The sequence below is a fragment of the Chitinophaga silvisoli genome, assembly GCF_003412465.1.
In the GTDB taxonomy this organism is placed as follows: domain Bacteria; phylum Bacteroidota; class Bacteroidia; order Chitinophagales; family Chitinophagaceae; genus Chitinophaga; species Chitinophaga silvisoli.
The window spans coordinates 142,286-156,235 of record NZ_QTJV01000007.1; the positions used below are offsets into that span (position 1 = coordinate 142,286).

The 13,950-nt window shown below is 48.5% G+C and carries 9 protein-coding genes; all 9 read left to right on the forward strand.

From position 1 onward, the window contains the following. Window positions 1–215: 215 nt before the first annotated feature. Window positions 216–3,401 (forward strand): SusC/RagA family TonB-linked outer membrane protein, encoded by a 3,186-nt coding sequence (locus DXN04_RS19400; RefSeq protein ID WP_116855052.1) that lies wholly within the window; start codon window positions 216–218, stop codon window positions 3,399–3,401. Window positions 3,402–3,413: 12 nt separating this feature from the next. Continuing rightward, entirely contained in the window at window positions 3,414–5,231 is a 1,818-nt protein-coding gene (locus DXN04_RS19405) for a RagB/SusD family nutrient uptake outer membrane protein (protein ID WP_116855053.1), read from the forward strand. Window positions 5,232–5,380: 149 nt separating this feature from the next. Beyond that, window positions 5,381–6,655 (forward strand): PQQ-dependent sugar dehydrogenase, encoded by a 1,275-nt coding sequence (locus tag DXN04_RS19410; RefSeq protein ID WP_116855054.1) that lies wholly within the window; start codon window positions 5,381–5,383, stop codon window positions 6,653–6,655. A 1-nt stretch (window position 6,656) separates the two neighbouring features. Beyond that, window positions 6,657–7,103, forward strand: coding sequence for a c-type cytochrome (locus DXN04_RS19415; protein ID WP_116855055.1), 447 nt, complete (start codon window positions 6,657–6,659; stop codon window positions 7,101–7,103). 113 nt (window positions 7,104–7,216) lie between these two features. Further along, window positions 7,217–8,149: a bifunctional helix-turn-helix transcriptional regulator/GNAT family N-acetyltransferase gene (locus DXN04_RS19420; RefSeq protein ID WP_116855056.1), complete on the forward strand. Its 933-nt coding sequence runs from the start codon at window positions 7,217–7,219 to the stop codon at window positions 8,147–8,149. Between the two features lie 153 nt (window positions 8,150–8,302). Further along, window positions 8,303–10,129, forward strand: coding sequence for a glycoside hydrolase family 76 protein (locus DXN04_RS19425; protein ID WP_116855057.1), 1,827 nt, complete (start codon window positions 8,303–8,305; stop codon window positions 10,127–10,129). A 138-nt stretch (window positions 10,130–10,267) separates the two neighbouring features. Further along, on the forward strand, window positions 10,268–11,398 hold the full coding sequence (locus tag DXN04_RS19430; RefSeq protein WP_116855058.1) for a CapA family protein: 1,131 nt from the start codon (window positions 10,268–10,270) through the stop codon (window positions 11,396–11,398). A gap of 16 nt (window positions 11,399–11,414) precedes the next feature. Next, window positions 11,415–12,185 carry a C40 family peptidase gene (locus DXN04_RS19435; RefSeq protein WP_158569079.1) on the forward strand — a complete coding sequence of 257 codons (771 nt, stop codon included), beginning with the start codon at window positions 11,415–11,417 and terminating at the stop codon, window positions 12,183–12,185. A gap of 114 nt (window positions 12,186–12,299) precedes the next feature. Then, window positions 12,300–13,937: an acyl-CoA carboxylase subunit beta gene (locus DXN04_RS19440; protein ID WP_116855060.1), complete on the forward strand. Its 1,638-nt coding sequence runs from the start codon at window positions 12,300–12,302 to the stop codon at window positions 13,935–13,937. Window positions 13,938–13,950: the final 13 nt, after the last annotated feature.

The window sequence follows — 13,950 nt, forward strand, 5'->3', positions numbered from 1 at the left end:
CTATTCATTTCACCATCATTCATTCACATTAAAACCACGTTGTGATGATTATCCGAAATAAAAGCGTTTAGCCAAACGGGATTGGTATTGCTATTCCGTTAATTAAACCCGTCGAAAGCTTGGAACCATTTATTAAACTCGTTGAAAACCAAAATCTTCAGTAACAACTGTCCGTTACTGTAGCCTTCGTATTCTGTAACCATCAAAAATCGCGTATGAAAAATTTGCTCCTCTTCCGGGGCTGGCTTTGCTATGCCCTGACCCTGCTTTTTTATTGTAGCGTTGTACAGGCACAAGACCTTGCCCTCAAAGGGCGTGTCACAGACAAAACGAACTCGCCCGTGATCGGTGCTACCGTCAAAGTGGACGGTACTTCCAAAGGCACGACTACCAACCCCGAAGGGAATTTTACCCTGCCCGTTGCCAAAGGTGCCACCATTACCGTCAGTGCCATCGGATACCTGCCACAAACCCTCACTGTGACCGGCAGTGCCATCGAGGTCTCGCTGGAGGCAGATACCAAAGGCCTGAGTGAAGTAGTCGTAGTTGGTTACGGTGCCCAGAAAAAAGAAGCCGTTTCCGGTGCTATTACCAGCGTAAAAGGTGCCGACCTTATCAAGTCGCCAGCCACGAACTTATCCAACTCTCTCTCCGGCCGTATGCCGGGTGTAACAGCCATGCAGAACAGCGGGGAGCCCGGCTATGATGGTTCTACGCTCCGCATCCGTGGTTCCAATACCCTGGGGAACAATGACCCCCTGGTTGTGATCGATGGGGTGGCTAACCGTACCGGTGGCCTGGAAAGGATCAACCCTGTAGATATCGAAAGTATCTCTGTGCTGAAAGATGCATCCGCCGCTATTTATGGTGCCCGCGCGGCAAACGGGGTGATCCTGGTAACCACCAAAAGAGGGAAATCAGGTAAGCCACAACTGGCTTATTCCTTCAACCAGGGATGGTCACAGCCCACACACATCCCTGATATGTCCAACGCCCCCGAGTATGCCCAGCTGCGCGATGAGCTGAGCCTCTACAGGGATGTACCTGCGGCTGAATGGAACAATGCCTGGAGCGTATACAAGCAACATGGCACCTACACTTCGCCTACCACGAACAAGACCTGGGATGTGGCTTTCGGCCTGGATGAAATTCAGCATTACAAAGACGGCACTGATCCATGGTTGTATCCTAACACTAACTGGTATAAGTCGACCTTCAAGACCTGGTCTCCACAATCCAATCATAGCCTGCAATTGTCCGGTGGTTCTGAAAACATCAAGTACCTCACCTCATTCGGTTACCAGTCGCAGGATGCCTACTACAAACACTCCGCTACCGGTTATGACCAGTATAGCCTGCGCCTGAACCTGGATGCGAAGATCAACAAATACATGAACGTAGCCGTGGACCTGATGGGCAGGGAAGAAAACCGGCATTTCCCAACCCGCAGCGCCGGCGACATCTTTCGGATGCTGATGCGTGGCAAGCCGACAGAACCTGCCTTCTGGCCCAATGGCTTACCGGGGCCTGATATCGAGTATGGAAACAACCCTGTGGTGATCACGACTGACCAAACCGGTTATGACAAAGACAGGCGTTATTATGTGCAGAGCAATGCACGACTTGACATCACCATCCCCTGGGTAGAGGGATTAAAACTGAGCGGCAACATCGCTTATGATAAATACCTGAAGCGCACGAAAGACTGGATGACCCCCTGGTACCTGTATACCTGGGATAAGAAAACCTATGAAGACGATGGCACAACGCCCCTGCTCGTAAAAAGCAAAAGAGGTACAGACCAGGCGCTGTTGTCGCAGGGCGATGAAGACCAGACGAATTTACTGCTGAGAGGCTTGTTGACCTATGACCATACATTCAATAAAAGTCATACGGTAAACCTCGTTTTCGGTATTGAGAAAGAGACGGTCAACTTCGATAATTTCGGTGCCTCCCGTAAATATTTTATTTCCAGCCTGATCGATCAGCTGAGTGCTGGTGGCGATGCTGAGAAAGATAACTATGGTGGTGCCTGGGATCGTGCGCGTTTAAATTACTTTGGTCGCGCGGCCTACAATTATAAAGAAAAATACCTTGCTGAATTTGTATGGCGATATGATGGTTCTTATATGTTCCCCGCGTCTTCCCGCTTTGGTTTCTTCCCCGGTATCATGGCAGGGTGGAGGATTTCGGAAGAGAACTTCTGGAAGGACAATATCAAATTCATCAACTACCTGAAGCTGCGCGCATCCTGGGGTAAACTGGGGAATGACCAGATCTACTTCGACGAAAATGGCGATGGTACACTCACACTGCAGGAATATCAATACTATGCAACCTATGGCTTCAACAGCTACATCCTGGGTGGCAATGTAGTGAAATCACTCTATGAGGCACGTATGCCTAACCCATTCATAACCTGGGAGGTAGCCAATAATTACAACCTTGGTTTAGATGGTGCGCTGCTGAATAGCCGGCTCTATTTTGAACTGGATGCATTCATGAATAAACGTACGGGCATCCTCGTAAGGAGGAATGCATCGGTGCCTCAAACTACCGGTATGACGCTGCCCGCGGAGAACATCGGTAAGGTTGATAACAAAGGCTGGGAATTCCGGATCGGGTATACTGACAAGATTGGGCCCGACTTCAGGTACGACATCAGTGTGAACGGTGGGTATTCTAAAAACAAGATCATCTTCTGGGATGAAGCACCAGGAGCACCCAGCTGGCAGAAGTCAACCGGCAGGCCCATGAACACGGCGCTCTACTATGAATATGATGGCGTATTCAAAGATTTTGATGAAATAAGCAAAAATACAATCGATTACAGCGCCCTTACAAACAATCTCCGCCCCGGGGATATGAAGTTTAAAGACATAGATGGAAACGGAAAGATTGATGGGGATGATAAGGTGAGAAATGATAAGAGTACACAGCCGACTTTCACCGGTGGTGTCAATATCAGTTTACAGTACAAGGGCTTTGACATGGCGATATTGGTGCAGGGTGCTACAGGTGGTGCACTGGCCATCAACACGGAATCTGGCGAGATCGGCAACTTTACAAAAGACTATTATGATCATCGCTGGAGTCCGGATAATCCCAGCTCAGTAGCCCCCCGTGTAAATGACAGGAACGATACCTATTGGGCTACGGGCAACACGTACTGGTTCAGGAAAACCAACTATATCCGTTTGAAGAACCTGGAAATCGGTTACAGTTTATCTGACCTGCTGAAGAAACGTTCAGGGGTGAATGGACTGCGTATTTATGCAAACTGTCTGAACCTGTTTACGCTGGATAAATTAGGGATCCTCGACCCTGAATCCGTGAACGGAAATGGTCAATATTACCCACAGGCAAGAGTGATCAATGCCGGTTTTACATTAACGCTTTAATACAATTGCTGTATGAAATATTTACTCATAATACTGTTGCTGACAACTGCTGCATGCAATACGGACTTCCTGAATACAAGGCCATTGGGAGAGGCTACCTCAGATGATGTGTGGACTGATCCTGCACTGGCAGAAGCTTATGTCAATGATATTTACAATGGACTGGGTAATGGTGGTTTCCCGGAAACAATGTTGTCTTCCGCTACAGACGAAACCATGTTTACGCATAACTATGGCATGAAGAATATGGTGGAGTCGACGATTAGTCCGACCGATGCAGAGTATATCAATAGCCGTGGTGCTTTCCAGTGGGGAACCATGTATTTGCGCATACGCGCGTGTAACAATTTCTTTGCGAATATATCGAAGGTAAGTTTTGACAAACAGTTGCAGGCAGCGCGTCTGAAAGGAGAGGTCTTTTTCCTGCGTGCATTTTTTTACCAGCAGCTGGTGAGGAACTTCGGGGGTGTACCTTTGGTAGACAAGGTATATACATTGAGTGATGCAGATTACAGTGTAGCCCGCAATACATTCGAAGAGTGTGTTGATCACATCGTGAAAGACTGTGATTCTGCGGCTTACTATCTGCATGGTACAGAAACCGTGTCAGTAAAAGGTCGTGCTACCGAAGGGGCGGCATTGGCGCTGAAGTCGCGCATTTTATTGTATGCAGCGAGTGACCTGCATGATATGCCGACAGCGAAGGCGAAGTCAGCTACCATTGCAGCAGCTGCACAACCTGAATTGTTAGGCTATGTATCCGGTGATCGTGCCAGTCGCTGGCAGAAGGCACTGGATGCGGCCAGGGCAGTGATGGACCTGGGGCTTTATTCCCTTGCTTCGCCTGATCCTGCAACCGCTGCTGAAGCAACTGCCAATTACCAGGCCATGTTTTTGAAAGATAATTCAGAAAGTATTTTTTCCCGTTATTTTGTGAATGCAAAATCGGAAGCGGGCGGACAAATTGGTTTGTACAACGGCCTGAACGGGTATCATAACTGGTCGGGCAATACACCGACACAGTTACTGATCGATGATTATGAAATGAGTGATGGTACGGCCTTCGACTGGAACAATGCGGCACAGAAAGCACATCCTTATCAGAATCGTGATCCCCGTTTTTACGCTTCGATCCTCTATGATGGGGCAGATTGGCGGCAGCGCCCAACAGATGTTGCGGATATGGATCCGGCCAACCAGGTGCAGGCAGGTACCTACGAAGTGTGGGATGGAACGAAGGCAATTTCCAACCCCGGATTAGATACCCGCCAGGGCCCTGTGGAAGACTGGAATGGTAGTTTTACCGGGTACTATATGAAAAAGTTCATAGACCCCGCGGTAGATGCACAGTATTTCAGGCAGGAAGTACCCTGGCCTTTCTTCAGATACACAGAAATTATCCTCAACTATGCAGAAGCCCTGATGGAACTGGGACAGGAAGGAGAAGCACGTACCTATCTGAATATGATCAGGAAGAGAGCGGCGATGCCGGACATTACCTCATCCGGCGCACAGCTGAAAGCAGATTATCAGCGTGAACGGGAGATAGAAATGGTGTTTGAAGAACAGCGATATTATGATGTAAGGAGATGGATGACGGCGCAGGCTACGATTGGCCGTTCGCTGAGGGGGATCAATGTACAGGGGAAACTGAAACCAGGCAGTAAGGTGACTTTATATAAGTATGATCTGGCTAATTATGATTACACTTATACACCGGTGACATTGGTGAATGAGAACAGGTTGTGGCTGGATAAGATGTACTTTATGCCTATACAGCGGGATGAGATGAACAGGAATAACAAGTTGGTGCAGAACCCCGGGTTTTAGAAGGGAAAGGACTGCCGGTCCCGGCCACCTAACCTTATAAATTACCACTCATTTAAAAAATAGCTACCCTCGCTCCGCAGGAGCGGGGGTATTTTGTAATTTCACCCCGGCTTTAACAAAACTCATTTCTAAAAAACCACGCAACCAAAATGAACAAATTCACATTGGCTACCGTAGCACTAGCCACCTTCCTCACCAGTTTCGGTCCTGGTGTGCCTGGTACTACGCTAAAGCCGGATGCAGACAATGCAGGTCTGAAACTCCCCTCAGGCTTCGGTGCCCTGGTAGCAGCTGAAGGCCTGGGCCATGCCCGCCACCTTACTGTTACGCCCGAAGGTGACCTTTATGTGAAAGTAGAAGGCACCCGCAACAAAGGCAACACTATCTGGTACCTGCAGGACTCCAATGGCGATGGCAAGATCGATAAGAAAACCGGCTTCTTCAAATACGATGGTACAGGCATAGAAGTGAAAGGTAATTACCTCTACGCATCCTCCAACACGGACGTGTACCGTTTTAAACTGAATGACAAACACCAGGTGATTGATACCAACAAGGCAGAAAAGATCGTAACAGGTCTCATCAACCGTCACCAGCACGAAGCCAAGGCGTTCACACTGGACAATGATGGCAACCTGTACGTAAACATCGGCGCGTATTCCAACTCCTGCCAGATAAAGGACCGTACCAAGGGCTCCCTGGGTATGCAACCCTGCCCGATCCTGGATTCTGCCGGCGGCATCTGGCAGTTCAAAGCAGACAAGGCGAACCAGACCTACGGCGATGGCGAGCGCTATGCAACCGGTCTGCGCAACGTAGTAGGTCTTGACTGGAACACCCAGCTAAACCAGCTCTTCGTGATGCAGCATGGCCGTGACCAGCTCCATGACCTCTTCCCGGACATGTACGACGAAAAGCAGTCAGCCGAACTGCCAGCAGAATGTATGTATGCTTTGCACAAAGGTTCTGATTGTGGCTGGCCGTATATTTACTACGACCAGTTCCAGCACAAAAAGATCCTGGCACCTGAATACGGTGGGGATGGGAAGAAGACAGGTGGTGATCATATCCAGGACCCTGCGGCTGCTTATCCGGGTCATATGGCCCCTAATGCCATCCTGTTCTATACAGGTACCATGTTCCCTGAAAAGTACCGTAACGGGGCTTTTATTGCCTTCCATGGTTCCTGGAACCGTGCTCCTGAACCGCAGAAAGGTTATTTCGTGGTATTCCAGCCTTTCAGGGATGGCAAGCCTGCGGGTGACTGGGAGATCTTTGCAGAAGGATTTGCTGGTCCCGGTGAAATTAAATCTCCCGGTCAGGCACAGCATCGTCCCTGCGGACTTGCACAGGGGCCCGATGGCTCCCTTTATGTATCTGACGATGTGAAAGGAACTGTGTACCGGATTATTTATAATAAGTAATATGAGAAGAATAATGGCAGCCTTGCTGCTGATGGGGGTTTCGGGTATGGTGATGGGGCAGCAAAAGTCTGCCGCCAATAAACCCGGTGCTACGCCGGGAGCAGGTTCAGTGACGGCCTCGATCGCCCGCGGAAAAGTCATCTACCAGAACATTTGTTTAGCTTGTCACCAGGCAGACGGCAGCGGGGTACCCCGTATGAACCCACCCCTGATCAAAACGAGCTTTGTGCTGGGCGATAAAACAAAATTGATCACCATCGTCCTGAAAGGGCTGAACGATGACGTGGAAATAGAAGGGGAGTACTACTCCAATCCTATGCCACCACAATCACAGCTCAGGGACCAGGAAATAGCAGATGTGCTCACCTTTGTAAGGAATAGTTTCGGGAACAAGGCCAGTGCCGTGAAGCCCGGAGAGGTGAAGGCGGTGAGAGCAAAGCTGAAATAAGTTAAAAAGGGCTGGCGGGAAAAGCCGGCCCTTTTTAATTCTCTCATCCCTCATTTTCAACATATTTGCATATTATAAAACTGATTTATATTTTTGTACAAATTCAATGGGACATGTCATCGAATCTTGAAGTGGTACAGGAGATCAGTGAGTTTAACAGATACTATACCAGTCTGTCGGAAACCTTGAACCGGCACGTATCGGAAAACAACCTTACCTTGACGGCCTTAAGGGTCCTCCACACCTTAACTGCCGAAGACCAGTGCACCGCTGGTAAGCTAGTGGAAAATCTCAAAATTGACGGCGGCTATCTAAGCCGGATGCTCAAAGCTTTTGAAAGCGAACAGTTATTATCCCGCAAGAAATCTGCGCTGGATGGCCGTACCTGGTATCTCCAGATCACCGCCAAAGGAAGGAAGCTGCTGGACATGATGCAGGAAACTGCCGGGGAGCAGATCCGCCAGTTACTGGAGCCGATTCCGGGCGAACAACAGCAGGCACTTGCTGCGGCCATGAAAACCATCCGCCACATTCTCTCGGAAGAAAACCGGATCACTGCCGATGATATTTCCTGGAGGTATCAGCTGCAACCCGGTGATGCCGGTTACCTGATCTACATGCATGGTACCCTGTATGCGAAGGAGCTGGGGTATAACCTGGAATTTGATACCAATGTATGTAAGAACTTCGCGGAGTTCCTGGAGGCCTATAACCCCAGTAAGGACCAGGTGTACCTGGCGCTGCATGGTAACCAGATCGTGGCTTCCATAGCTGTGGTATGGCATTCCCGCTATGCTGCACAGCTGAAGTGGTTTTTGGTTCATCCTGATTTCAGGGGCATGGGCCTGGGGCGTAAGCTGCTGGCCGATGCAATAAGCAATTGCAGGGAGAAAGGGTATCACAAGGTGTACCTGTTTTCTACCAACCTGGCGGAAACGGCCAATGCCATGTTCAGGAAAGCAGGCTTCCGGAAGACAGGGGAAAAACCTGTAGGTTTGTATGGAAAGCACATGAATGAAGAGCGTTACGACATGGATCTCGTCTAGGATAAAGTAATTATCAACAGGAAGGGGGTATCATTTATATGGTACGCCCTTTTTTATTTTTAAAACCGATATTCCTATACAAGATCCTATTTTTTTCCTACCTTAACAATCCACGTTATTGGTTTTTATATCTCTCAAAATAAACCCACGAAAATGAAACCCACTTTTACACTCAGTGCCCTGCTGTTGCTCATACACCTGTGCACTTTCGGCCAGCTTGCTACCTATGGCCCTGTAGCAGAAAATTTACAGACAAGTATGTACAACACCTTTGGTGTTCCTACCTCCAATTACTGGTGGTGTGCCCATGGCATAGATGCGCTTAATGACGGTTATCTGCGTACCCGTTCAGCTACGTACAGGACCCGTATGAAGAACCTCCTGCTGGGCACCAAATCGTTTAACGGCAACACCTATATCAACACTTTCTATGATGATATGGAGTGGATGGGGATAGCGGCGCTGAATGCCTACAAATCTACCGAAGATGCCGATTACTACAGCGTTGCATCCCTGCTCTGGACGGACATCAACACAGGTTATTCCAATGGTGCTATCGACTGGAACAAGAACTGTTCCGGTTGTAAAAATACCTGTGCGAATACCCCTGCGGTGATCCTGGGTGCACGCATTTACCGCTATACCGGGAATGCAGCAGACCTGCAAAGGGCAAAGGATATCTACACCTTTGTAAAGGCGAACCTGGTGGATGCCACTACCGGTGCTGTCTGGGACAACATCAACCTGAATACCGGTGTGACCCAGAAAGCCTGGATCTTCTCTTACAATGTAGGTACTTACATCGGTGCGGCCTGGGAACTGTACAAGGCCACGAACGATGTAACTTACCTGAACGATGCGATTAAGACGGCGGAATATGCATATAACAGCCGCCGGCCAAACGGGATGTTTTTTGCAGATGAAACAGGTGGGGGTGATGGCGGTTTGTTCAAAGGCATCTTTATCCGCTATCTCGCATTACTGGCCAGGGAAGGGGTGTTGACAGACGCGGTAAGAGCGAAGTACAATGCCGCTATCCAGTACAATGCAGAGGTTTTACGTACCCAGGGCATCAATACGTCCAACAACCTGGTGAGTCCTAACTGGTCAGTAGCACCGGGTAGTTCTACCGATTATTCCACGCAGATCAGTGGCGTATTCCTGGAAGAAGCTGCGGCCAACCTGGACCAGGCATTCTTCTACAAAGATGTCACCTATGGCGCTTATGCATGGCCACTGCCGGTAGGTGCGTACAACACGGCAGCAATGGTAGCAAAAGGTATTAAGGATAATGATATCACCAGCTACGCGATCCCTGCAGGTTACCAGGTGACCTTGTATAAGAATGACAATTTCCTGGGCGATAACCTGACTATAACAGGCCTGAGCACCTGGATTGGCAATGCCTGGAATGACAGTACATCTTCCCTGATTGTACATCCGGTAGGCGTGGCTACCTTCTACAAAGATTGTAATTATACAGGGGCCTTTGTGAGTCTGCCGGCGGGCACTTATACCTTGTCCCAGTTGCAGGCGAGAGGAATTCAGAATGATGATGTATCATCCCTGAAAGTGAGCAGCGGCTACCAGGTAACGATGTATCTGAATGATAATTTTGGTGGCAGATCAGTGGTGAAAACGGCGGATGATGCCTGTCTGGTAGATGATAATTTTAATGATTCCACCTCCTCCATCAGGATTAGCGCAGCTGCGGCAGTCATCGCTAATGTGCAAACCAAAGTTAGGGCTGATGACAAGTCATTCGTTATCTATCCGAACCCTGTAAGAGATGTGTTGACATTGAGAGCCGGCTTTGATTTCTCCAGGGAAATAGTACGGGTAGTAGACATGTCAGGCAAAGTAGTATTAAGTACTTATACCTCAACAGGTAAGATCGATGTGTCCCGTTTACCTGCCGGCGTATATACACTTGTGTTACACCATGGTAGTCAGCAATATACCCGCAAATTTGTAAAATAAGGCAGGCCCTGGCCCACCTGAAGGATCCGCTGTGTCTGCAAAGCAGGCACGGCGGATCTTCGCATTTTTTTATACCTTTGCGGCATTGTGAAGTTTGTTTCGTAGGCGGACAATAGCGTGATTTATTCCCCAGTATATATGTTCAATTTGAATAGTTTTAAAAGCAGCAAAGTACTGTTTTCATTTAATGGCATTGTGTTGATCGTGTTAGCCCAATTATTACTCGGAGGCCCGGATACCATTTCATCCACGCCCCGGAAACCTGTATCGCTTAAGGCCACAGTACCTGTAGCAAGGTTACGTGCACCTGGTTTGGAGGATACACTTAGTTTTTCGATAGTCGGCGACCTCATGGTAGGTTCCAGCTATCCGTCTACCTATTACCTGCCGCCTTATGATTCAGGTACGATTCTGCAGGCAGCGCTTGGCGTAATGCAGCAGACAGATCTCCGGCTTGGCAACCTGGAAAGCTGTGTGTCCGACTCCGCACCCGTTTTCAAAAGCTGTGGTACCAGTCAGTGCTTTGCCTTCCGTACGCCTGTTAAATTTGCGCAGTGGTACAAAGATGCAGGGTTCGACTACCTGAACCTGGCCAACAATCACAGTTTTGATTTCGGACTCAAAGGTGTAAACAATACCCTGGACTGGCTGCAGGCAAATAATATCCGTACCAGTGGCACCCCGCAGCACCCTACGGACAGCATTACGGTCAGGAATACCCGCATTGGCTTCGTATCCTTTGCACCACATAGCAATTGTCTGAATCTCAACAACGATACTATCGTTCGGGCATACATTGAAGACCTGAAAACCCGTTTTGACCTGGTAGTAGTATTTTTCCATGGCGGTGCCGAAGGGGCTTCAAAAATGACCACACCGAAGAAAAAGGAGATCTTTTTTGGGCAGGATAGAGGCAATGTCAGACATTTTGCACGACTTTGTGTAGATGCCGGGGCGGACATGGTAATCGGCTCAGGCCCCCATGTAGTAAGGGGAATGGAAGTTTATAAAGAGAAATTAATAGCTTATAGTTTAGGAAATTTTTCAACTTATCATCAATTCAATTTAAAATATCCGCTAAATATTGCACCTTTGTTACAGGTAACAATCACAAAAGAGGGTAAATTGCTGGACAATAAAGTCTTCTCTTTCAAGCAAGAAGGAGAAGGTGTACCAAAACCGGATTCGGCCATGACCGCTTACAAGACTATCCGTTCATTGTCGGTGAAGGATTTTGGATTTACAGGTGTGAATGCAGGGACCTTGTGATGCAAAAAATGTAATTGTGAAGAGGCTAATATTACTGCTATTGCCCCTGGGGGCGACCATAACGACTGCTGCACAGCAGAAAAAGAAAACCAAAGCCACACCTGCGAAGAAGCAAACGCATGTGGTACATTCCACGCATGCTAAAACTACATCGCATGTGCATAATTCCCATGCTGGAAAAACGGCTCACCTGACTCATACCAAACCCGGATCGAAGGGGACTGCTCATCATACCGTAAAAGTGAAGAAACCTGTTTCGCAGGTCAATCCTGATTTGCCGGACGAACCGCTACATATGGCTTATGTGCCTGACAGTGCGGATCTGGCCAGCATCAAGCAGGAAGAGGTGCGTAACCTGTTGCTTACGCTGGTATCGGAACTGGGCAAACCTTACATTCGTGGTGCAATCGGGCCTATTGGCTTTGATTGTAGCGGACTGATAAACTATGGATTTAATGCGATTGGAATGACCTTGCCCCGGACGGCGGCAAGTATTTCAGTACTGGGGCAGGTGGTGAGCCCGGAGAATTTCAGTCCGGGTGATTTGTTGTTTTTTACAGGCAGGAAGAATGTAAAAGGGAAGAAGGTGGGACATGTAGGCATGGTGTATAAGGTGGAGGATGGGAAGGTGATGATGATTCATTCTTCGAACCAGGGGGTGAATATTGTGGATATCACTAATAGTACTTATTATAAGAAGAGATTAGTGGCAGCGAAGCGGATCTTTGGGCCTACACCGGCAGATTCCTGTCAGGAGGCGATGCCGATGAATGAAAGTAAGAAGTAAATAATTATAGAAAAGGCCCGGAGCCCAGGTGGCTCCGGGCCTTTTTTATTTAAATAATTTTTATTCCCCCCAATCCCTTATTTTTAAGGATTCCCCGAACCAAAAACAATCGTTATGGAAGCACAGCAACTGGACATGAACAGGAATGAAGATGCCATGCGCAGATCGCTCAGTACCCTGAAACAACGCCTCGCCATTGTAGAACAGGGCGGAGGTAAAAAGAACCTTGAAAAAGTCCGCCAGCGCGGCAAATTGACTCCCCGCGAACGCATCGCTTACCTCTGTGACAAAGACACGCCATTTACCGAAATAGGGGCATTTGCGGCCTATGGAATGTATGAGGAACATGGTGGTTGTCCGGCAGCAGGTACAGTAGGTGGTATCGGTTATATCGCCGGCCGTCAGTGTATGATTGTGGCCAACGATATGACAGTAAAAGCCGGGGCCTGGTTTCCCATGACGGGAAAGAAAAACCTTCGCCTCCAGGAGATCGCCATGGAGAATCATTTGCCTATAATTTACCTCGTAGATAGTGCGGGGGTATACCTGCCCATGCAGGACGAGATCTTCCCGGATAAGGAGCATTTTGGCCGGATATTCCGCAATAATGCACGGATGAGTGCCATGGGAATTACGCAGATCGCCGCGGTGATGGGTAGCTGTGTGGCAGGTGGTGCCTATCTGCCTATCATGAGCGATGAAGTGCTGATGGTAGAAGGCAACGGATCCATCTTCCTTGCGGGCCCTTACCTGGTAAAAGCCGCGATCGGTGAAACCATTGATGCAGAGACCCTGGGCGGTGCAGTGACGCATACAGAAATCTCCGGTATAGCAGATTATAAATTCAGTACAGACGAAGAGTGCCTTGATCATATCAGGAAAATAGTGAGCAAGCTGGGACACCCGGCCAATGCAGGCTTTGACAGGATAGAAGCAGCGGCACCGACCAAAGATCCTAATGAATTATATGGGATCATTCCGGAAGATAGTACCCGTCCTTATGATATGGTGGAGGTGATAGAAAGGATGGTAGACAAATCAGAATTTGACCAATACAAAGAGGATTATGGAAAAAGCATCTTGTGTGGCTATGCCCGCATAGATGGCTGGGCTGTAGGGATAGTCGCAAATCAACGGAAGATCGTAAAGAGTAAGAAAGGTGAGATGCAGATGGGAGGCGTGATCTATAATGATAGTGCGGATAAGGCGGCGCGCTTTATTATGAACTGTAACCAGAAGAAGATTCCGCTGATCTTTTTGCAGGATGTAACAGGCTTTATGGTGGGTAGCCGTAGTGAGCATGCGGGGATCATCAAAGATGGGGCGAAGCTGGTGAATGCGGTGGCGAATTCAGTCGTGCCAAAGATTACGGTGATTGTGGGGAATTCTTATGGTGCAGGCAACTATGCGATGTGTGGGAAGGCGTATGATCCAAGGTTTATTTATGCCTGGCCGAATGCGAAGATAGCTGTAATGGGAGGGGAGCAGGCAGCAAAAACATTGCTGCAGATCCAGGTGGCATCGCTAAAGGCGAAGGGGGAGGAAATTACGGCGGAAGAGGAGAACAGGTTGTTGTCGGAGATTACGGCGAAGTATAATAGTCAGACTACGCCATATTATGCGGCAGCACGCTTGTGGGTGGATGAGATTATTGATCCTTTGAATACGCGGAAGATTATATCGGAGAGTATAAAGGCGGCGAATCAGGCACCTGTGGAGAGCGCGTTTAGTTTGGGGGTGTTTCAGGTGTAATCCCTATCTTTGC